The following is a 19,380-nucleotide window of genomic DNA, read 5'->3' on the forward strand; positions in this document are numbered from 1 at the left end:
GAGACGAGGAGAGATAAACCGGTATAGCGAGATCGATCATCGACCGGCGGAAATCGGGTGTCAAGGGTTCGCCCCAGCGGTACAGACTCCGGCGCCGCGCGGAAGGTTGCACGCGGGAGCGGTGGATGGAAGAAGATGGACGCTCCGACGGGCCGAGACGGGAACTGCGGGAGTGACATGCGAGTGATCGGGCTGATGTCCGGGACGTCGTACGACGCGATCGACGCCGCTGCCGCGGACCTGCGGCTGGACGGGGACGAGTTGGTCCTGACGCCGCTCGGGATGCTCAGCCAGCCGTACCCGGACGAGCTGCGGACGGCCGTCGCGGGTGCGTTGCCGCCGGCACCGACGACGATGGAGCAGGTCTGCCGGCTGGACACCGGGATCGGGCAGGCGTTCGCCGCGGTCGCCCGGCAGGCGGTCGAGCAGCTCTGCGGTGGGTACGCCGACCTGATCGTGTCGCACGGTCAGACGATGTTCCACTGGGTCGACGGTGACTCGGTCCGCGGGACACTGCAGCTCGGGCAGCCCGCCTGGATCGCGGAGGCGACCGGCGTACCGGTGGTGTCGGACCTGCGGTCGCGGGACGTGGCGGCGGGTGGTCAGGGGGCGCCGCTGGTGAGCATCATCGACGTGCTGTGGTTGCGCGGGCTGCCCGGCGTACCGGTGGCGCTGAACCTGGGTGGGATCGCGAACATCACCGTCGTCCAGGGTGAGCCGGTTGCCTTCGACACCGGTCCGGCGAACGCGCTGATCGACGCGGTGGTGACGGAGCTGACCGGGCAGCCGTTCGACGCGGACGGGGTGATGGCGGCCCGCGGTCAGGTCCACGAGGAGCTGCTCGCCCGGCTGCTGGCCGAGCCGTACTACGGGCGGCCGGCGCCGAAGTCGACGGGGAAGGAGCTCTTCAACCTCGCGTACGTGGCGCGGGCGATGGAGGGGCTACCGGAGATCCCGGCCGAGGACCTGGTCGCGACGGTGACCACGCTGACGGCCCGGACGGTCGCGGACGCGGTCCGCCGGTACGGCGGGACCGAGGTGGTCGCGTCGGGCGGCGGGATCCAGAACCCGGTGCTGATGCATCTGCTCGCGGACGAACTGGAGATTCCGGTCCGGACTACGGACGAGCTCGGGGTGCCGTCGGCTGCGAAGGAGGCGTACGCGTTCGCCGTTCTCGGGTTCCTCACCGTGCACGGCCTCGGCGGAACGGTCCCGAGCTGTACCGGCGCGCGGCACTCCAGCGTCCTCGGTTCAGTCACCCCCGGCCCCAGCGGCCTCCCGACAATTTCCGGCGAAGCCCGGCCTCCCAGACGTCTCTCAGTCCAATGACCGCACACTAGAGCTGTGACGAGGTTGTTCGTGGTGACGGGGGCGCCCGGGGCGGGGAAGTCCACGGTTGTGCCGGAGCTGGTGCGGCTCAGTCCGGGAAACCTGGTGGTGATGGACATGGACGAGCTGCTGGACGACAACGGCCGGCTGCTCGGGATCTCCATCGCGAGTCCGACGGCGGCGCCGATCTGGCCGGCGTACAACGCGCTGTGGTTGCGGATCACCGAGCTGATCAGGCGGTCCGGGATCCCGGTGCTGCTGCTGTCGCCGCTGCTGCCGACCGAGCTGCCGGAGGGCCGGTGGCTGCACCTGGACTGCCCGGACGCGGTACGCCGCAAGCGCCTGGCCGGGCGTGGTTGGCCCGAGGCGCAGATCGAGGAGGCGCTCGCCGACGCGGCGGAGATCCGCAAGCACGTACCGCGGTCGGTGCGCGGCGACGTGGCGCCCGAGCGGTCCGCGAAGAGCATCCTGGACTGGATCCGCGGCGAACGCTTCGGCAAGACCCTCAACCTGTGGGGCCGGCTCCGGAGTTGACCTTCGAGTTGGTACAGGGGTGAGGGTCTGGCCCATGAGGTTGACGATCAGTGAGTTCGCGCGCCTGGTTGGGCTCGCGCCGAGTGCCCTGCGGTTCTACGACGACTGCGGTCTGCTGCCGCCGGCGGAAGTCGACGCGACGAACGGCTACCGGTACTACGACAAGTCGCAGCAACCCCGCGCCCGCCTGCTCCGGGACCTCCGCGAGATCGACCTGCCCCTCCCCGACGTCCGCCTGGCCCTCGACGCCGATCCCGCCGACGTCGCCGAGCTGGTCCGAGCGCATCTGCGCACCCTCGAAGCCAAGTCCACCGCCACCCGCGCCGCCGCGACCCGTCTGCTCACTCAGCTCGTAGCCCACCGAACCACGACGGTTCTCGGCGGTCCCGAGTTCGCCAGCGCGATCCGGCAGGTGGCGCCGGCCGCCTCCTCGGCCAGTACTGAGGACGAGCTCCAGGTCGTGCTGGGGTGCGTGTTGCTCGAGGTCGCGCCCGAGGAGATCACGTTCGTCGCCACGGACCGGTACCGGCTGGCGGTGCGAACGGTGCGGCCGCAGGAGTTCGGCGGGGCGCCGGGGCGCGTGCTGGTTCGCGCGGAGGAGTTGGCGGGCGTGAGCCGGTGGGCCGCGGCGGGGGACGTCGTGCGGGTCGAGGTGGAGCCTGGTGCTCCGCTCAGGCTCGTGCGGGGTGACGACGCGCGCGAGTTGGCGGTGGTCGAGGCGGAGTTTCCGGCGTACCAGCAGATCCTCGACGGGTTGACGCCGCCGGCGTGCCGGGTCGCAGTGGATCGCGCGGGGTTGCTGGACGCGCTGGCCGGGCGGGACGTCGTTGCCTTCGACATCGACACCGACGCGCTGCGGATCGGTGACGAGGTGAAGCTCGACGCGGTCGGGTCGGCGCCGGTGCGGATCGGGTTCACCGCGAGTCTGCTCGCCGCCGCGCTGGAGGCGAGTGTCGGTCCGGACGTGCTGCTCGAGATCTGCGCGCAGGACCGTCCGGTCGTGGTGCGGTCGGCCGACCAAGGTACGTTCACCACGCTCGTCATGCCTGTCCGGCTGGACGGGTGAACCGGTCGTACTACGGCTGGCTCGCAGGCTCCACACTCTCGGTACTCGGCGACACCGCGCTGTTCTTCGCGCTCGGTTGGGCGGCGACGGGCATCGGCCCGCACGTCGCCGCGCTGGTACTGACCGGGTTCACCCTGCCGCGCGCCGTACTCCTGGTGCTCGGCGGCGTCCTGGGCGACCGCATCGGGCCGCGCCGTCTACTCCTTGCCTGTACCGCGATCGTCGGCACCTGCTGCTTCATGCTCGCCGCGGCCGTCGGTGTCCGCGGCGTCTCGGCCGGTCTGTTGCTGACGACGTCGGTCGTGGTCGGGACCGTCGACGCGTTCGCCCTGCCCGCCGCCGGGGTCCTGCCGCGCCTGTTCGTCACGGACGATCAGTTGCCCCGGGCAATGGCTATCCGTACGTCGGCCACTCAGGTCATCACGCTCGCCGGCGGACCGCTCAGCGGGCTGCTCGTCGCGACGGTGGGGCTGGTCGGCGCGCTCACACTCGACGGCCTGACCTTCGCCGTCCAGTTCGTCGTGCTGCTCATGCTCAAACCGCCGTACGACCTGACTCCGCAACCTGCCGCCCCGGTACTGCGTTCCGCCCTGGACGGACTGCGCCTCGCCGTTGGCGATCCTGTGCTCCGAGTGATCCTCGCGGTCGTCGCACTCGTCGCCGCCTTCGTCCTCCCGGTCACGTCGTTGTGCGTCCCGCTGCTGGCTCGGTCGCACGACTGGACGGCCGGTCAGGCGGGGTTCGTTGTCGCCGGCAACGTGTGCGGCGGGTTGCTCGTGACGGTTCTCGTCGCTCGCTTCGGGACGTTCGACCGTCCTGGTGTCGCGGGCGGTCTCGGCTGCGTCCTCGCCGCGGCAGGCATCGGCGCCCTCACGCTCGCCCCATCGATCCCGTTCGCAGTCACCGCAACTGTCGTCCAAGGCCTCGGCGTCGGCCTCTTCACCTCACACCTCGCGCCGGTGTTCGTCCGCGGTACGCCGCGATCACACCTCACCCGCCTGCAGTCCCTCCTGTCCCTCGCGCAAACCGTCCCCCTGATCGCCTCCACCAACCTGCTCGCGACCCTCGACATCCACCACGCCCTGACCCTCGCCGCCGGCGCGACCGCCCTCGCCGGCGTCTCCCTGCTCCGTCTGGACAGGAACTACCTGGGGAACTCGATGTCGAAGGTGGGGTAGTCGGGTGCCCGCCCCACCCCGGTACGCCGTCGCTCGGGCAGCACGTACAAATCGTGCAACCGACCTTGATGCCGTCGACCCGCGCGCAGGTGCGTCCCGTAGTCCTGCACAGCGGCGTACCCGATCAGCTCGCCACCGTCGTCGTACCCGAGGGCCACCCACCGCGGATCACCCACCAACTCCTCGAAGTACCCCCGCGACTCGCCCTCTCCGAACTCAGTCCCAAACCCCTCCAACAACGGCCACAACCGCCCCCAGTCACCCAACGTCAGCTCACGCACACCCATCTCGCCACCTTCCCAGCGGACCGCCCACGCGCGCAGGTGATTTTCGGTGGAGCCTTGGGGTGTAAGACAAAGTGTCTTACGATGGTTCCATGGCAGACACGATCACGATCCGCTCGGATGCGGAGACAGAGCATGCGCTGGCGGTGCTGACCCATGGCGGTGGCTCGCGGTCGGCGGTCATCAGGCGGGCGGTGCTCGAGGCCGCCATGCGCCGCGAGCGTGCCGCCGAGTTGCGGCGCGCGGTCCTTCGGATGCCGCTCGGGGAGCCGGACGGCGTCGACGTCGCGGCCGAGCTCTCCCGGGATCGCGACGGCGAGCGCTGATGATCTACCTCGACTCGGCGGCGATCGTGAAGCTGGTGCACGCCGAGGCCGAGTCGGACGCCTTGCGCCACTGGCTCGATGAGCGGGCGGAGATCGATTGGGTGAGTTCGGTTCTTGCGGAGATCGAGTCCACGCGGGCGCTCGCACGGCATGCTCCGCAAGCGGTGACGCGGCTGGCGAGAGTCCTGGACCTGACTGACCTGCTGGAGCTGGACTCGGGGACTCGGATTCTCGCGCAGACTGTGCGGCCGGCGACCGTGCGAAGCCTCGACGCCATCCACCTGGCGACCGCTCTGCGGATCCAGCCGCTGACCTCGTTCGTCACCTACGACAAGCGCCTCGCGGATGCCGCCCGAACGGCCGGACTGGCTGTCGACGCGCCCGCCTGACCCCCCCTGGGTTATTGACAGTATGTTGTCGGGATGACAGTATGTTGTCTATGAGGACAGCGTATGTGGCGGTGTACGAGACGTGGGCGGACTGGGAGATCGGGCATCTTCTGGTGGAGTTGCGGACCGGGCGGTTCACCGGGGTGCCGTGGACTGTGGTGACGGTGGGGGAGTCGCTCGAGTCGGTGGTGAGCATGGGTGGGATGCGGATCGTGCCGGACGTCACGGTCGCGGATGTCGCGCCGGATGCGGGGGATCTGCTGGTGCTCGCGGGGTCGGGGCAATGGGACAACGGTGGCAGCGAGGTGTTCGCGAAGCTGGCGGGGCAGTTCCTGGACGCGGGCGTGCCGGTCGCGGCGATCTGTGGCGCAACGGCGGGGCTGGCGCAGGCCGGACTGCTGGACGATCGGGACCACACGAGTGCGGCCAAGGAGTACCTGCAGGCGACCGGGTACCAGGGCTCCGGCCGGTACGTCGAGGAGCGCGCGGTCGTCGGCGGCGATCTGATCACGGCCGGTCCGGACTCGCCGGTGCAGTTCGCGCGGGCGGTGCTGCAGCGGCTCGAGCTCGCGGACGAGGCGAAGCTGGAGGCGTACGAGGGCGTGTTCCATCGCGCTGACCCGGCCGCTTACGCCACGCTGGTCGGATGACTGATCCCGCTGAGCCCGTACCGCCGCGGGAGGACTGGCCGAAGCCTGGCAAGCAGTCGGAGGGGGGCGCGCTGCTGACGGACGTCGTGCTCGCCACCTTCCGGCTGAACGCGCGGCTGATGGAGGCCGCGCAGGGTTTGGCGGCGAACGGTGGAATCACCGCGGCGTGGTGGCAGGTGCTCGGCGGCGTACTGGACGAACCGCGGTCGGTCGCCGACGTCGGCCGGATCATGGGCGTCAGCCGGCAGGGGGTGCAGCGGATCGCGGACCTGCTGGTGGAGCGCGGCCTCGCGGAGTACCGGCCGAACCCGGCGCACCGGCGCGCGAAGCTGCTCGCCTGTACCGAGGCCGGTTACTGGGCGATCCGCAAGATCGCGGTCGCCCAGCACCCGTGGACCTCCGAGCTCGCCACGTCGGTCGACCTCGACGACCTTCAGACGACGCTCGCGACGATGCAGACCCTGATCACCACGCTGGAAGAAGCGTGATCGCCAGACTCCTCCCGTAGGTGTGCCGCGTGCTGAACTCCAGCCGCGTACCGGTCGCCGTCCGCGTCACCTGCACGCCAGGTGTCGGCGTCGCCGGCTTCAGGTACTGCGCCCACAGGTTGACCGTGACCGTGTCCCGACTCGTGGTGGGATCGGAGACCGCGACCTGCACACTCGACTTCTCGCGCCGGACGAGCACCGAAGCCGGTCCGTCGATCGCGAGACTGGGCAGGTGGTGCGTGCCTGCGGTGAACGTGTTCGCCGCCGTCAGACGCAGGCCGAGATGCTGGATCGCCTGCATTTTCACGGTGTTCGAGAGCAGTTTGATCCGTCCGTGCGCGTAGGAGCGCAGCGCAGATTCCGTTGCGTTGGGCACCAAGGTGTAGGCCAGTGACCCCGTCGTACCCGCTGGTTGGGTGACGGTCAGGCCGAAGACCTGCTTGGTCACCGCGGTGTCCGGGTTGGACGCGCGGATCACCCGTCGGCTCCGGGTGACCGTCTGCAGATCGGCCGAGACCTGTGTCGGCTGCAGGAGGTAGTACCCCATCGACAGTGCGCCGTTGGTGTACCGAACCCACCGCTTGTCCTGCTGTACGTCGACCGCATCCGAAGCCGCGGCGATCCGCGTATCGAGCGTCGTCGTCACGGCCCGCGTCGCATCGCCGACACCGGCCGCCATGACCACGATCTCGTCGTCGAGCAGGAACCAGGACTTGGTGGACGACGCGTTCTTGTAGACCACGAAGTTGTCCGGCAGTTCGGCGCGCGACGCGTAGGCGAAGTCGTCCGACTGCACCCACCCGACCGCGCCGTACGCGTCCAGCGTCGCGCCACCGGAGTACGCATTCGTCCCGGTCGGGAAGTAGACGTACGTGTTCTGCGACTCCGACGAGGCCGTGAAGCCCAGCGCCGCGTTGTCGTAGTACTGCGTCCCGTACAGCTCCGGGATCGACTTGCGCGTCTCGACCGGCGCCGTCACCCCGGCCAGCGCGTACGGCGAGACCGTGGTGAAGTAGTCGACGCCGAACGACTGCGTCTGGTCCTGGCCGGCGAGGTAGAGGTAGTGCGCGCCGTCGCCCTGGAACCACGGCATCAGGTTCTCGCCGCTCATGTACTCGTATTTGCTGATCCGCGACGAGTTCCGCGCGAGTGCGAACGCGTAGCCGGGCCGTCGGTGCACGGTGCGGTCCATCGCGTTGAACGCCGTACTGGCAGCGGCCGGGTTCAGGTCGGCCGGGACGATCGAGGCGTCGGCCTTCAGGTCCGCGAACCTACCGATGCTGACCGGCGACGCGAAGCTGTTCACGTTGATCGTCGGCCGGGCGGTGAACTTCGCGAACGCCTTCAACCGCGTCGCGTCCGCGCCGGTCGCGTAGTCGGCGAGGTCGACGACCGCCTCCACGATCACCGCGACATCGTCGTACCCGGTGGCCGTCCGGGAGACCGCGCGGCCCTTGACGATCTCCATCATCCAGCCCTCGAAGATCAGCGGCGCGAACCCGTGCTCGACCCAGCCCCGCACCACGCCGACCAGATCGTCGCTCTGCGCGTACTCCGTCCCGTCGAGCACCTTGATGGTCTGGACGACCCGACTGAGCAGGCCTTTGCCGTAGGAGCCGGTGTACGCGACCGACGCGTGCTGGATGAACGAGCCGTCGGCGTAGTACCCGTCGGTGACGCCGTGTTGCAGGTTGTACGGGTCGACGGTCGCGAAGACGGTGAACTGGTCCTGCAGCGCCTTGCGGATCCGCGCGTCGTCGTTCAGCAGTGCGCCCTGCAGGACCCGGTTCGCGGTGATGTCGACCAGGTTCGCGCCGGTGTGGAAGCGCGAGTCGAGGTCGACGTCACCGTCCTTCCCGTTGCGCAGGTACGCGTCCATCGAGGCGACGTACCGCGTGATCAGGTCGGTGTCAGTGTGAGTGTCAGGGGTGATCAGGGCGAGCGTCTTCGACACGTACGTCGAGATGCCGATCTCCCAGGTGAACCAGTTGCCGTAGTACCCCTTGGACTGGTCGCCGTAGTAGTTGTCGTGCAACCAGACGAGCTTCTCGGCGATCCGCGTTCGCACCTGCTCGTTGCCCTGCAAGTCGGACGCGGGCCCCGGCCGGCGGTAGGCCAGGGCGATCTCGTAGAGGTGCTGGTACGACGAGCTCAGATTCGGATCGCTGGTTCCGAGCGGCAGGCCGGCGAAGAGTTCGCCGGTGCCCGCGCGGTCGAGTGCGGCCAGCCAGGTGCGGGCCGTGTTGTCGATCGCGGTGACCTTCGCGGCGACTTCGGGGCGCGCGTTCGACTCCGCCGTACCGGCGTAGATCGCGATCGTGTTGGCGAGTAGCTGACCGGGGCCTGCGGCCGTGGCGACTGAGGCGGCACCTGAGGCGGCGCGTGCAGCGGGGGCCGGGTTGACCGCGGTCAGCAGGGCGGTGGCGGGGACGAAGGACAGCAGACGGCGACGTGACAGTTCCACAGCGGGCTCCCGGGCGGATGGGAAAACCTAACTGTGGAAGTCAATCAGCCGGAACTATCCTTCGACAAGCGCTTACCGCCGACTTCTGAGCCGCCCGGTGGCCGGGCGGCTCCGGTCCCGCGGGCCGTTCAGGCGCCGCCGGCGCCCACGAGCTGGGGGTCGATCGAGAGGACGCGGACCGGGCCGCTGCTCGACTTCGCCGGGATGACCACGGCGGCCTGGTGGAGGTAGTCCTGGTGCAGGGTCTGGGTGTACTTGACCATGTTGCTGAACGCGGTCGCCTCGCCGCTCGTCCAGAATGCGTTCGAGCCCGGCTCGACGCGCTGCAGGTACTGCTCGGTGAGCGACAGGAAGACCAGCGCGTCGCCGTTCGACGTGATGAAGATCAGCGGGGCGCCGCTCGTGGTGAAGGTGTCGGTCACGCTCGCGATGTACGGCTCCGCGGTGTCGTTCGCCTTCGACGCGGCGCGCACCTGGAGCAGCTTCGACACGCTGGGGGACGGCGTGAACAGCTTCGCCTGCGCCGCCTGCGCACCTCCGCTCAGGTACGTCGCCAGGTCCTTCGCGACCGCCTCGGGCCGCAGCTGGAGGTTGTCCAGGTCGGCGGCGTCGGGCGTACGCAGGCCGTCCACGGACGGGAGCTGGACCGACTTCGACGGGTAGACCGAGTGCGTCAGCAGCCACGGGCTGCCCGCGTTCTCGCGCTGCCAGACGCCGAGCTGACGGCTGCCCGGCGCGTTCGAGATGCCCGAGCTGACCACGAACCGCATCGGGTACGACGCGAACTGCGGCGCACCGATCTCCGGGTCGGTGTAGGTGAACGGCTTCGAGACGTCCTTGCCGGCGGCGTCGAGCTTCCGCCCGATCGCGAAACCGGCCTGGGTCTGCGCGAGGGTCGGGTTGCCCTCGACCGTCTGCGCGAGGTTGCCGTCGCGGGTTTTGTTCGCCTGGTTGTTGACCTGGTTGTACCGCTGGACGACGGACTGGGCGTCTGCCAAGGTCACCGCCGGGCGGCTGTCCGCTGCGGTCAGGGTGTTCTTCGGCGGGACCAGTCCGCAGCTCGTGGCCGTCAGCAACAGTGCGCCACTGGCGAGCAGGGCGGCGGTCCGGCGTACGGCCTCGTCGCTCTTCTCGAACTCCGGCGAGGCCGCGAGCGGGACAGTCGCCTCGTCGGCGGGCTTGTTGACGGCCGGCGCGGGGTTCTCGGCGGCGGGCGTGGGGTTCTGGGCGGTCGGCGTGGGGTTCTGGGGGGTCGGCGTCCGCGTGGGCTTCTGGGTGGTCGGTTCGTTGCGGGTCGGCCGGGGGGTGGCGGCGCGGTCGTGCAGCAGGGCCGGGCGGGTGGGTTCGTCGTGGTGGTGGGCGGCGCCGGCGCCGATGAGGACCCGGGACTTGGACTTGGCCCGGGCGACGGCGGCGGCCGACATGAACATCGGCGCCGCGGGGAGAGCCGTCGGCGTCGGCCGGACGAGAGGCGTGGGCCGGGCCGTCGCCGGGCGGGCGGTGCCGGGACGGGCTGTTGTGGGCTGGGCGGTGGCGGGCCGGGCGGGCTCGACCTGAGCAGCTTGGGCAGGCGTCGATTCGGCAGGCGTCGATTCGGCAGGCGTCGGCTCGGTCGCGGCCGCCGTAGCCGGCGTGAGCTCGGGCGCGGCTGCCGCAGCCGACGTGGACTCGGTCGCGGCTGCCGCCTGCGCAGGCTCGGTTGCGATTGCTGCAGCCGGCGTGGACTCGGGCGCGGTCTCAGCCGGCGTCGGCTCGGCGCGCTCCGGGGCGAACGCGCCGACCCGGTCCGGGGCGAAGGGGCTGACGCGGTCGGGGGCGAACGGGCTCACGCGGTCCGGGGCGAAGGCGGAGGCGTCGTACGCCGGTGCGCGGTCCTCGGCGGCGACCAGGACCGGGATGCGGGAGGTCGCGGCGACCGGGATCTCGAGGGTGTCGGGCTCGTCGGCGGTGGCGGTCGCTCGAGTGCGGCGGCGGAACATCAGCGCGAGGCCGAGGGCGAGGATCAGCACGCCGGCGCCCAGCACCAGCAGGCAGATGCCGAACAGGCGGTGGACCTGGATCCCGAAACTGACCTGCGCGCCGACGGCCGGCGTACCGTCGGCGTTCATCACGACGACGGAGTACGGCCCGTCCTGCAGCGGCCAGCTGATCGACTGCGAGCCAGGCGCGGACTGCGCGACCCACCAGTCGAGCTGGCCGGGCGGCGTCAGCTTGCGGTTGCCGCCGCGCATGTCCTGGGTGCCGAACGCGTCCGGCGGATCGAAACGGATCACGCGGGTGTGCGCGGCTCCCGAGAGGTAGTCGCGGACGTCCAGGTCCTGCCCGACGCCGATGAACAGCGGCTTGTCGCCGGACGCGGTGACGTGCAGCGTCGGGCCGTGCCGGTCGAGCAGCGTCGGGGCGGTGACGACCGCGAGACCGTCGCTCGCGAGCTCACGGCTGGGGGTCGTGACGGTGTTGTCCGGGCCGACGATCCAGAAGGCGGCGACTGCTCCGGCCACGGTGGCCACCAGGCCGGCCAGGGCGAGCAGCAGGCCCAGGGTGATGCGGGCGAAACGCATGAAGAGGCTCCCGTTGTACGACGAGCCCGGCGACGGACGGGTGCACCGGACAGGCGGGCGCTGCAGTCCGGACCCCTCTTCAGTGCCGAAACGGTGTCCGGATGCTTACCCGTTGTCACTGAATAACTGACCCAACAAGGATCTGTTACGGCCCCGTCGCCCCTTACCTCACCCAGGAGCGACTGCGGTGCGGCTCAGTGGAGGTACGACGCGCCGTTGAAGTCGAGGACGGCGCCGCTCGCCCAGTTCGCCTCGGGTGAGGCCAGCCAGTAGATCGCGTTTCCGACCTCCTCGGCGGTGGCGACCCGGTCGAACGGGCTCTGGGCGCGGATCGCGTCGCCGTCGGGGCCGTCGAGGAACGCTTCGGTCATGTCGGTGGCGATGAACCCGGGAGCGATTGACGTCACCGTGATGTCATGAGGCGCCAGCGATGCCGCCAGCGACTGCCCGAGCGAGTGCAGCCCCGCCTTCGAGGCGCCGTACGCCGGGACGTCGGGCTCACCACGGAACGCTCCCCGCGACCCCACGTTGACGATCGCGCCCCGCCGTACGCCGTCCGCGGGCTCCCGGTCGAGCATCTGCCGCGCCACACACCAGGTGACGTGTGCGGCCCCTTCGAGATTGACGGCCAGCGTACGGCGCCACGTCGCGACCCACTCGTCGTACGACGTCTCCGCCAGCGGGTGACCGACGCGGCGGGAACCCGCGACGGGCTCGTCGACGAACATCGCGGCGTTGTTCACCAGGACGTCGATGCGACCGAGAACGGCGGCCGATTCGTCAACCAGGGCAGGGATCGCGGCCGGATCGCCGAGGTCCGCCGTGACCACTGCGTGACCGTCACCGGGTAGCTCGGCGCGGATCTGTTCGGCGCGGTCGACGGCTCCGCGGCAGTGCAGTACGACCCGGTCGCCGGCCCGCGCGAACGCCCGCGCCGCGGCCGCCCCGACTCCACGGGACGCGCCGGTGACAAGTACTCCTCGGGACATCGTTCCTCCTGTCGATCTGCCTGGCGTGACTGCACCTCATTGTGCCCTTGCCGCCACCATGACATCAGCAGGGGTTGACAGTGACGTCTCCATGACGTCATCCTTGCTGTCATGGAACTTGACCACTACCTCGAGTCGGTGCGGCGGAGCGTCGAGAACGCCACCGCCCTGGCCGACGAGCAAACTCGCTCCGTGGCCCAGCGCCTCGGGGCCACGCTGGATGACGCGGGCCGCCTGGCCCTCATCTCAGCCCTGTCCGACGCCGCCGGGGAGATCAGCCGCGAGCTGTCCCCGGGCTCGGTCGAGCTCCGGATGGCCGGCGGCCGCCCGGAGTTCGTGGTCACGCCGGCCCCCAGCCAGCTGACCGGTCCGGACGACGACGACGTCGACGACGAGGACGAGGCGGAGGTGGCCGCGGAGTTCGTGCTGGACGCCGACGAGCCGACCGCCCGGATCACGCTCCGGCTGCCGATGTCGATCAAGAACAAGGTGGACGAGGCCGCGAACGCCGAGGGCATCTCGTCGAACGCATGGCTGATGCGCACCGTGATGACCGAGCTCAGCGAGCGCGGCCGCCGGGGTGGCCCGCGCCCGCCGCGGCCGCCGCGCCCACCGCGCGGACCGGTGTTCGGTCCGGAGGGCCCGCTGGGTCCGAACGGCCCGCTCGGCCCCGACGGCGTCTTCGGCCCGAACGGCGTGTTCGGTCCGAACGGCCCGTTCGGCGAGGAGGGCGTCTTCGGGCCGGACCGCGGCCGCTGGGAGCGCGACCGGCGCCGTGAGGACAAGGACCGCCGCCGCGAGGACAAGGACCGCAAGCGCGAAGACAAGGACCGGCGACGGGGCGGCCACGGGCCGGGCCAGCGAGTGACGGGATGGGCGGAATGAGCGAGCGCAGCGCGACCCAGTTCAACGACGACGAGAACGAGCGGATCGACCGGGTCCGGATCGAGATCGGGTCGGGCCTGGTCGTGATCGGGCCGAGCCCCGATCACGAGGGCACGGCGGTCGCCATGGAGGTCGAGGGCGACGACGAGGGCGTGATCTTCGAGGTCGTCGACGGCGAGCTCGTCATCGAGAGCCCGCGGAACGTCCGCCGCGGCCCGGAGATCCAGGTGCGGATCGCGACCTCCGCGGTGCTCGACGCCCGGATCAAGACCGGGTCCGGCGACATCACCTCCGACGTACCGCTGGGGGCGGCCCGGCTGTCCACCGGTTCCGGCGACGTCCGGCTGTCCCGGGTCGAGCGCGAGCTCGGCGTCAACACCGGCAGCGGGGACGTCAAGGTGGAGGCGGCCGAGGGCGCGGTCCGGGCCAGCACCGGCTCCGGCTCGATCGACATCGAGGAGGCCGGCGACGCGCTCGGCCTGAGCACCGGCTCGGGTGACGTCACGATCGGCGACGCCGCCGGTCCCACCTCGGTCAAAGTCGGCTCGGGGGACATCACCATCGAGCGGATCCGCGACCACTCGGTCGCCACCTCCGGTTCCGGCGACGTCAAGGTCGAGATCGCCGACGGACCGAGCGTCCAGGCCGAGACGGCCCGCGGTGACGTCCAGGTCGGGGTGCCCGACGGACTGCCGACGTACCTCGACCTGAAGACGGTCACCGGGCGGATCCGGTGCGACCTCGAGCCCGGGCAGAAGCCGGACGAGGGTGAGCGCGCCCTGATGCTGCGGGCCCGGACCGTGTCCGGCGACATCACCGTCGTCAAGGTCTGACGCAACAACCCACACCACGCACGACCTGCACCAAGGTCCCGCCACTGGCGGGCGGGACCTGGGCGAAGCATTGCCGAAAACCACCACACCACGGGGATTACGCGAGGGGAAACGACCATGATCACCGAACACCAGGAAATCGCCCGCTACCGCGTCGCCGAGCAGCTGCGCGCCGCCGAGGCCAGGGCCCAGCGGCACGACCGCTCTACCCGGAACAGTCCGCGCGAGGGGCTGGCGAGCGCGCTGCGCCGGCTGGCCGACCGGCTGGAGCCGGCCTCCCGCCGGCTGGCCGAGCCCGCCACCCGGGCCTTGACCGAGCCGCAGCCGCGTCATCGCGGTACCGGGCTCTCGATCGTCCGATGAACGGCGTACTGACCGGCGTACCGGTGAACGGCGCGGCCGCCGCGCTCTGTGCAGTGCTGCAGCGTCTCGGTCTGGTCGATCTGGGGACCAGGACCCGCTGACCGATTCCCCGGTCGCTGCAGCTTCGTGCAATGCCTGTGGATAACTGCCGGGCGGACCCATTGACACTGCTAGCGTTCAGTCGATCATTCTCGGTCGACTTGGGGAGAGAAACCAACGATGTTGCGCCCGATGGTGGCAACCACAGCCGTCACCGCCGCCCTGATCCTGGTGGCCGGCTGCGGCGGCGGCGACAAGAAGTCCGATTCGGGCTCCGACAACAACGGCGGCAGTTCCAACAGTTCGCCCACGCCGACCGCACCGAGCGTCCCGTCCTTCGACCCGCCCAAGGCCTTCACCGCCGCGGCGGCGTTCCCGGTGGAGAAGATCAAGACCCGGGAGATGTACGACGAGGCGAAGCTGGGCATGGTCGGCCCGGTGGCCCTGATCGGCCACTACGACGGGCTGATCGGCAACAACGTCGCCGACCCGAGCAAGTCCTGGACGATGAAGTCGACCGCGGCGGAGACCACGACCGTCAGCGACGCGACCGAGCCGGTCGGCGTCAAGCTCGACGGCAAGGACGTCGCGATCGTCGCCTACGGCCAGTCCGACAAGGGCAACGGCACGCAGAAGCCGCAGGGCCTGGTGCTGGTCCAATGGATCGACGTGGACTCCGGGCAGAAGGTCGCCGAGGTCTCCGCACCGGTGAGCACCGTGGACGGGACCGGTGCGGTCGCGGCCGGTACGCCGAGCCTGCGGAATCTGCGGTTCGACCCGGAGACCGGCCAGGTCGCGATCGGCGTCAGCGCGAGTGGCGGCAAGACGGTGTTCGCAGACCCCAAGACGAAGAAGGCGACGGTCATCCCGGGCGTCCTCGCGGCTGCTGTGCACGGCGGTGTCGTCGCCGGTGCCAAGTCGACGGACGGCCGGTCGAGCGACGACGGGACGGTCCTGATCGCGGACGGTGCGAGCGGCAAGATCACCAAGCAGATCCCGCTGAAAGGCGTCTCCCTGAGCGAGATCGCCGGCGGCACGAAGCACGCCTACTTCTATGGCACGGTGACCAAGGAAGGCACCTACGGGTCCGAGGAGGTCGGTTCGTTCTACTCGGTCGACCTGGCGACCGGCGCCGTGGTGAAGTCGGCGCCCGGACTGACCGCGCGCGATTCCGGTGGCTACAGCTGCGTCTGGGACCAGGTGAGCTCGATCGCCTGCCGGGAGGCCCAGCCCACCGGCCCGCAGGAGATCGTCGGGTTCGACGACACCACCGGCAAGAAGGCCTGGGGCTGGACCAGTCTGACCGGCGGGCGCGTCGTACCGAACGTGACCGCTGCGTTCCACGGGGTCGTGTACGTCCAGACCGAGAAGCAGGGCGTGCTGCTGGACGGCAAGACCGGCCAGGACCTGCCGGGCGCGAGCCCGTCCGGTGGCCCGAGCGAGAGCAGCCCGTCCGCCGGCAGCACGCCCTCGGACAGCGACTCCCCGAGTTCCGGTGACACGCCGTCCGACAGCGACTCGCCGTCGGACGGTTCGACCCCGGGCGGCAGCGACATGAGCGAGTACAACGGCACGCAGGGGTCGCCGGACGCGGTGTCGCCGTACGGCGGTGTCTACTCGCAGGCTCCGACGGGCGCCACCGGCAGCACCTTGAGCGTCGAGACCATCTGCGTCTACCTGAAGCCGACTGCCTGAGTGTGAGCAGCAGAAAGGCCCCGGGATTCTCCCGGGGCCTTTTTCGTTGGTCAGACGTCGGTGCGGTGGAAGTTCTTGAAGGAACGCGACGGCGTCGGGCCGCGCTGGCCCTGGTAGCGGGAGCCGTACTTGTCCGAGCCGTACGGGTGCTCGGCCGGCGAGGAGAGCCGGAAGAAGCAGAGCTGGCCGATCTTCATCCCCGGCCAGAGCTTGATCGGCAGCGTCGCGACGTTCGACAGCTCGAGCGTGACGTGCCCCGAGAAGCCGGGGTCGATGAAGCCCGCGGTGGAGTGCGTCAGCAGCCCCAGCCGGCCCAGCGACGACTTGCCCTCGAGCCGCGCCGCGACGTCGTCAGGCAGCGTGACCTGCTCGTACGTCGATCCCAGGACGAACTCACCGGGATGCAGGATGAACGGCTCGTCACCCTCCGGCTCCACCTGCCGGGTCAGGTCCGGCTGTTCCTCGGCCGGGTCGATGTGCGGGTACTTGTGGTTCTCGAAAACCCGGAAGAACCGGTCCAGCCGTACGTCGACACTCGACGGCTGCACCATCGCAGCATCGAACGGATCCAGCTGGACCCGTTTCGCGTCGATCTCGGCCAGGATGTCGCGGTCGGAGAGCAGCACGGTCGCACGTTAGCAGCGTGCTGCTCATCCGCACAGTTCACGAGGCGCCCAGGACGTCCTCATGGGCCACAGGTCCGTACCCGGTGACTGGTGGTGAATCGTCCGGAGCCCTCAGCTCTCCGGCGGAGACCGCACCACCAGACCGTGGGCCTGAGGCAACTAACCTCAGTTGGCCAGCTTGTTGAACTTCGACACCTGGGCGGCGAAGGTCTTCACCTGCGTCGGGGACCAGTCCTTGAGCAGGTCCTCGATCACCTTGTGCCGCTTCTTCCGGGCCGCCGTCAGCTTGCGCTTGCCGGCCGCCGTCAGCGTCAGCAGGGTCGCACGCGCGTCCGACTTGTCGGCCGCCCGCTTCAGCAGACCCTCCTCCTCCAGTCGCGCGCAGGCCCGGCTGACCGGACCCTTGTCCACCTCGAGCGCTGCCACCAGGTCGGCCATCCGCACCGGCGCCAGCTCTTCCACGTGGTTCAGCAACGCGTACTGTGCCGGCTCCAGATCCGGATGCGCCTCGTCGGACAGCGTCCGCTGCAGACCACGCAGCCGCCGCGCCAATGTGACGAGCTCCTTCTCCAGGTTGTCCACTGCGTCACTTGTGTCTGTTGCCACCGTTCACCCCTTCATAGTTGCCCCGCAACCATCTTGTCCGGTCCGTTCCAGGACCGCATCCTCACGTTGCGTCCATTGTTGCCCCCGGCAACACGTTCTAATCTGCCAGAAGATGACGAACCTGCCCAGCCCTGAACGCGTCCTTTGTCAGAAACTGCCCAAGAACCCCCCTGGCAAACCGCCCGCAGCGTGCTTTTCGATGCGTTCGGCACCAACTCCAGGGGTATCCCGTTGACGCCGCAGCAAACATCGGCCGGCGAGCGGCGGCGCCGGACCGGTCCGGCGCGCGGACCCGGCGTGGTTGTCCGCCCCCGAATCGGCTATGCTCGTCTCCGCTGCCGGGAGACCGGCACCACGCGGGTGTAGTTCAATGGCAGAACATCAGCTTCCCAAGCTGACAGTGCGGGTTCGATTCCCGTCACCCGCTCCAGATCAAAAACCCCAGGTCAAAGGCAACTTTCTGACCTGGGGTTTCGCCATCTCAGTGACCGGTTGCCCCCGCCGTGCCCGTTACGTGCCCGATGCCACCGGGAGATCGTCGTCCGGGTCGTCCCGCAGACCTTGAGCGACGAGTTCTGACATCGCCTTGGCTACGCCCTTGTGCCGTCCGTCGTTGGTGTGCAGATAGATGAGAGCTGCCCTGCTGCTGGCGTGACCCATGCGCTCCATCAGTTCCCGCAGGGTCGCGCCGGACTCGGCTGCCCAGGTGTTGCCGGTGTGTCGCAGGTCGTGGAAGTGGACCCGTCCGGTTAGACATGCTCCGTTGAGTCCCTTCCTCCAGTTCCGCTGGAACGTTGACCGACGCAACTGTGCACCCTTTCCTCCGATGAAAACGCATGCTTCAGGCGTTCGTTTGACATAGATGTCGAAGTGCACGCGCAGGTCCTGCATGACGATCTCCGGGAGGTACACAGTCCGGCGGCCGGCCGCCGTCTTTGGTGGACTGATCTGCAGTTCACCGGTCGGCAGCTCGACGGCGGCCTGGCGAATCCTCAGCACCCCATTGACCAGATCGACATGTCGCCGCTGCAGCGCTGCCAGCTCGCCCCAGCGGAGGCTGCCCAATGCCGCTACCAGAACCAGGGCGCGAAACCTCGGGTGCATCGCGTCCGCCAGCTTGTAGACCTCGGAAGCGGTCAGCACCGGTCGTTCCGGACTGCGCTCCACAGCAGCTCCCTTGATGTAGCACGGGTTGGTTTTGATGAGTCGTCTTCGACTGCGGTCGAAAGAATCGACCGCAGCAGCCGGTACGCCTTGGCGGCTGTAACTGGTCCAAGGCCGCCGTCCAGTACTGATTGCCGCCAGCCCCGCAGCATTGGCGCGGTGAGCTCACGGAGCGGCTTGGTGCCCAGCGTCGTGTCCGGCATCGCCCCGATCCCTGCCAGGGCGGCCATCGCGAACGTGGCGATCTTCTCCACCGACCGGCTGCCAGCGTCGTACCGCAATGCTGGGCGGCCGCGCTGGTGACCGGCGTTGAGCAGGCCGCGCAGGTCTTCGTTCTCCCCGGCCTTGGGGCCAAAGATCGTGTCGGCCTCATCGATCAGCAACGTCGGCGGATCGCTCGGCGCGATACCGATGGATCGGTAGACCGCTGACGGGCTGGCGTTGACGGTCATCAACGGCCGGTGGCTCATCCCTTCCACCATGTCGAGCAGCCGGGACTTTCCGCAGCGTCGTTCGGGTGCCCGGATGACCAGCCGGAGCGCGCAGTTCCAGGCCGGTACGGCGTGCGCGGCGGCGATCCACAGCACGACCGCGATCGCGGCGGACGTGCTCGGCAAGACGACGTAGCGGGCGATGGTGGCGCCGACGTCGGCCAGCAGCTCGGCACCGTCGATCGGCTTGGGCGTGGTGTCGGTCGGGGTGATCATGCGGCGATCCCTTCGTCACGGAAGCCACCAGTGATGGCGGCTCGAATGTCGCGGGCGGTCTGCTCGGCTTGCTGCCCCACATCGGTCAGTGCGGCGATCGCGTCGGCGTGGGTGATCGCACCGGCCGCGACCATCCGGGCAACCCGCGGGGGCTGCGGATCAACGGTGCGGGTCGAAATCACCTTTGGGAGATGATGCCGGCGC

General features: G+C 69.7%; 21 protein-coding genes and 1 tRNA gene. 13 read left to right on the forward strand and 9 right to left on the reverse strand.

Translation table 11 applies throughout. The features are described from left to right. Nucleotides 1-177 precede the first annotated feature (177 nt). The 4 genes from AC0662_RS24070 to AC0662_RS24085 are packed head-to-tail and all read left to right on the forward strand — an operon-like array spanning nt 178 to nt 4,107. Nucleotides 178-1,329, forward strand: a complete 1,152-nt coding sequence (locus tag AC0662_RS24070) for an anhydro-N-acetylmuramic acid kinase (protein WP_452204179.1) — start codon at nt 178-180, stop codon at nt 1,327-1,329. A gap of 15 nt (nt 1,330-1,344) precedes the next feature. Beyond that, entirely contained in the window at nt 1,345-1,863 is a 519-nt protein-coding gene (locus AC0662_RS24075) for an AAA family ATPase (protein WP_452204178.1), read from the forward strand. Nucleotides 1,864-1,897: 34 nt separating this feature from the next. Further along, nucleotides 1,898-2,929, forward strand: coding sequence for a DNA polymerase III subunit beta family protein (locus AC0662_RS24080; protein ID WP_478303327.1), 1,032 nt, complete (start codon nt 1,898-1,900; stop codon nt 2,927-2,929). Next, entirely contained in the window at nt 2,926-4,107 is a 1,182-nt protein-coding gene (locus AC0662_RS24085) for an MFS transporter (protein ID WP_478303329.1), read from the forward strand. The genes AC0662_RS24080 and AC0662_RS24085 overlap by 4 nt, the downstream gene beginning before the upstream one ends. Here the strand turns inward: AC0662_RS24085 and AC0662_RS24090 are convergent. After that, nucleotides 4,074-4,394 (reverse strand): N-acetyltransferase family protein, encoded by a 321-nt coding sequence (locus AC0662_RS24090; RefSeq protein ID WP_478303331.1) that lies wholly within the window; start codon nt 4,392-4,394, stop codon nt 4,074-4,076. The genes AC0662_RS24085 and AC0662_RS24090 overlap by 34 nt on opposite strands. Before the next feature lie 89 nt (nt 4,395-4,483). Between AC0662_RS24090 and AC0662_RS24095 the strand changes: the two genes are divergently transcribed. The 4 genes from AC0662_RS24095 to AC0662_RS24110 are packed head-to-tail and all read left to right on the forward strand — an operon-like array spanning nt 4,484 to nt 6,244. Beyond that, entirely contained in the window at nt 4,484-4,717 is a 234-nt protein-coding gene (locus tag AC0662_RS24095; RefSeq protein WP_452204174.1) for a hypothetical protein, read from the forward strand. Beyond that, entirely contained in the window at nt 4,717-5,106 is a 390-nt protein-coding gene (locus AC0662_RS24100; protein ID WP_452204173.1) for a type II toxin-antitoxin system VapC family toxin, read from the forward strand. Before AC0662_RS24095 ends, AC0662_RS24100 begins: the two co-directional genes overlap by 1 nt. 50 nt (nt 5,107-5,156) lie before the next feature. Next, nucleotides 5,157-5,756, forward strand: coding sequence for a DJ-1/PfpI family protein (locus tag AC0662_RS24105; protein ID WP_478303333.1), 600 nt, complete (start codon nt 5,157-5,159; stop codon nt 5,754-5,756). Continuing rightward, nucleotides 5,753-6,244: a MarR family winged helix-turn-helix transcriptional regulator gene (locus AC0662_RS24110; RefSeq protein WP_452204171.1), complete on the forward strand. Its 492-nt coding sequence runs from the start codon at nt 5,753-5,755 to the stop codon at nt 6,242-6,244. Before AC0662_RS24105 ends, AC0662_RS24110 begins: the two co-directional genes overlap by 4 nt. Here AC0662_RS24110 and AC0662_RS24115 read toward each other — a convergent pair. The 3 genes from AC0662_RS24115 to AC0662_RS24125 form a co-directional block, all read right to left on the reverse strand. After that, nucleotides 6,222-8,708: a polysaccharide lyase family 8 super-sandwich domain-containing protein gene (locus AC0662_RS24115; RefSeq protein ID WP_478303336.1), complete on the reverse strand. Its 2,487-nt coding sequence runs from the start codon at nt 8,706-8,708 to the stop codon at nt 6,222-6,224. The genes AC0662_RS24110 and AC0662_RS24115 overlap by 23 nt on opposite strands. 128 nt (nt 8,709-8,836) lie before the next feature. Beyond that, a complete protein-coding gene (locus tag AC0662_RS24120; RefSeq protein WP_478303338.1) occupies nt 8,837-11,269 on the reverse strand; it encodes a DUF8094 domain-containing protein in 2,433 nt (810 codons plus the stop codon). Nucleotides 11,270-11,463: 194 nt separating this feature from the next. After that, nucleotides 11,464-12,258 (reverse strand): SDR family NAD(P)-dependent oxidoreductase, encoded by a 795-nt coding sequence (locus tag AC0662_RS24125; protein ID WP_478303340.1) that lies wholly within the window; start codon nt 12,256-12,258, stop codon nt 11,464-11,466. A gap of 111 nt (nt 12,259-12,369) precedes the next feature. Between AC0662_RS24125 and AC0662_RS24130 the strand changes: the two genes are divergently transcribed. The 4 genes from AC0662_RS24130 to AC0662_RS24145 all read left to right on the forward strand — a co-directional run bounded on the left by AC0662_RS24130 (nt 12,370) and on the right by AC0662_RS24145 (nt 16,073). Next, on the forward strand, nt 12,370-13,143 hold the full coding sequence (locus AC0662_RS24130; protein WP_478303342.1) for a hypothetical protein: 774 nt from the start codon (nt 12,370-12,372) through the stop codon (nt 13,141-13,143). After that, nucleotides 13,140-13,976 (forward strand): DUF4097 family beta strand repeat-containing protein, encoded by an 837-nt coding sequence (locus AC0662_RS24135; protein ID WP_452204166.1) that lies wholly within the window; start codon nt 13,140-13,142, stop codon nt 13,974-13,976. Before AC0662_RS24130 ends, AC0662_RS24135 begins: the two co-directional genes overlap by 4 nt. A gap of 117 nt (nt 13,977-14,093) precedes the next feature. Continuing rightward, the gene (locus AC0662_RS24140) at nt 14,094-14,339 is read left to right on the forward strand and encodes a hypothetical protein (RefSeq protein ID WP_452204165.1); all 246 of its coding nucleotides are present in this window, start codon (nt 14,094-14,096) and stop codon (nt 14,337-14,339) included. Between the two features lie 231 nt (nt 14,340-14,570). After that, on the forward strand, nt 14,571-16,073 hold the full coding sequence (locus AC0662_RS24145) for a hypothetical protein (RefSeq protein ID WP_478303345.1): 1,503 nt from the start codon (nt 14,571-14,573) through the stop codon (nt 16,071-16,073). Nucleotides 16,074-16,123: 50 nt separating this feature from the next. Here AC0662_RS24145 and dcd read toward each other — a convergent pair whose 3' ends face one another. Together dcd and AC0662_RS24155 are read right to left on the reverse strand one after the other, a co-directional pair. Then, nucleotides 16,124-16,699 carry a dCTP deaminase gene (dcd, locus tag AC0662_RS24150; protein ID WP_452204271.1) on the reverse strand — a complete coding sequence of 192 codons (576 nt, stop codon included), beginning with the start codon at nt 16,697-16,699 and terminating at the stop codon, nt 16,124-16,126. Between the two features lie 165 nt (nt 16,700-16,864). Next, complete coding sequence (locus AC0662_RS24155) at nt 16,865-17,305, reverse strand: MarR family winged helix-turn-helix transcriptional regulator (RefSeq protein WP_387769313.1); 441 nt, start codon at nt 17,303-17,305, stop codon at nt 16,865-16,867. Between the two features lie 356 nt (nt 17,306-17,661). On the opposite strand from AC0662_RS24155, the gene AC0662_RS24160 reads away from it, so the two are divergent. Next, a tRNA-Gly gene (locus AC0662_RS24160) sits at nt 17,662-17,735 on the forward strand. An 80-nt stretch (nt 17,736-17,815) separates the two neighbouring features. Here the strand turns inward: AC0662_RS24160 and AC0662_RS24165 are convergent. From AC0662_RS24165 to AC0662_RS24175, 3 genes are read right to left on the reverse strand one after another with little or no spacing between them, the layout of a single operon-like run. Continuing rightward, the gene (locus tag AC0662_RS24165) at nt 17,816-18,472 is read right to left on the reverse strand and encodes a tyrosine-type recombinase/integrase (protein WP_478303348.1); all 657 of its coding nucleotides are present in this window, start codon (nt 18,470-18,472) and stop codon (nt 17,816-17,818) included. Continuing rightward, entirely contained in the window at nt 18,442-19,176 is a 735-nt protein-coding gene (locus AC0662_RS24170; protein ID WP_478303350.1) for a hypothetical protein, read from the reverse strand. Before AC0662_RS24170 ends, AC0662_RS24165 begins: the two co-directional genes overlap by 31 nt. Further along, complete coding sequence (locus AC0662_RS24175; protein WP_452204275.1) at nt 19,173-19,358, reverse strand: hypothetical protein; 186 nt, start codon at nt 19,356-19,358, stop codon at nt 19,173-19,175. Before AC0662_RS24175 ends, AC0662_RS24170 begins: the two co-directional genes overlap by 4 nt. Between the last annotated feature and the right edge of the window lie 22 nt (nt 19,359-19,380).

This window comes from Kribbella sp. NPDC043289, from assembly GCF_056436705.1.

Bases quoted from the DNA above. Each gene is read 5' to 3' on its own strand.
- AC0662_RS24170 (WP_478303350.1), bottom strand. From the start codon at position 19,176: ATGATCACCCCGACCGACACCACGCCCAAGCCGATCGACGGTGCCGAG.
- AC0662_RS24090 (WP_478303331.1), bottom strand. From the start codon at position 4,394: ATGGGTGTGCGTGAGCTGACGTTGGGTGACTGGGGGCGGTTGTGGCCG.
- AC0662_RS24105 (WP_478303333.1), top strand. From the start codon at position 5,157: ATGAGGACAGCGTATGTGGCGGTGTACGAGACGTGGGCGGACTGGGAG.
- AC0662_RS24120 (WP_478303338.1), bottom strand. From the start codon at position 11,269: ATGCGTTTCGCCCGCATCACCCTGGGCCTGCTGCTCGCCCTGGCCGGC.
- AC0662_RS24080 (WP_478303327.1), top strand. From the start codon at position 1,898: ATGAGGTTGACGATCAGTGAGTTCGCGCGCCTGGTTGGGCTCGCGCCG.
- AC0662_RS24140 (WP_452204165.1), top strand. From the start codon at position 14,094: ATGATCACCGAACACCAGGAAATCGCCCGCTACCGCGTCGCCGAGCAG.
- AC0662_RS24135 (WP_452204166.1), top strand. From the start codon at position 13,140: ATGAGCGAGCGCAGCGCGACCCAGTTCAACGACGACGAGAACGAGCGG.
- AC0662_RS24095 (WP_452204174.1), top strand. From the start codon at position 4,484: ATGGCAGACACGATCACGATCCGCTCGGATGCGGAGACAGAGCATGCG.
- AC0662_RS24125 (WP_478303340.1), bottom strand. From the start codon at position 12,258: ATGTCCCGAGGAGTACTTGTCACCGGCGCGTCCCGTGGAGTCGGGGCG.
- AC0662_RS24130 (WP_478303342.1), top strand. From the start codon at position 12,370: ATGGAACTTGACCACTACCTCGAGTCGGTGCGGCGGAGCGTCGAGAAC.
- AC0662_RS24110 (WP_452204171.1), top strand. From the start codon at position 5,753: ATGACTGATCCCGCTGAGCCCGTACCGCCGCGGGAGGACTGGCCGAAG.
- AC0662_RS24145 (WP_478303345.1), top strand. From the start codon at position 14,571: ATGGTGGCAACCACAGCCGTCACCGCCGCCCTGATCCTGGTGGCCGGC.
- AC0662_RS24070 (WP_452204179.1), top strand. From the start codon at position 178: ATGCGAGTGATCGGGCTGATGTCCGGGACGTCGTACGACGCGATCGAC.
- AC0662_RS24100 (WP_452204173.1), top strand. From the start codon at position 4,717: ATGATCTACCTCGACTCGGCGGCGATCGTGAAGCTGGTGCACGCCGAG.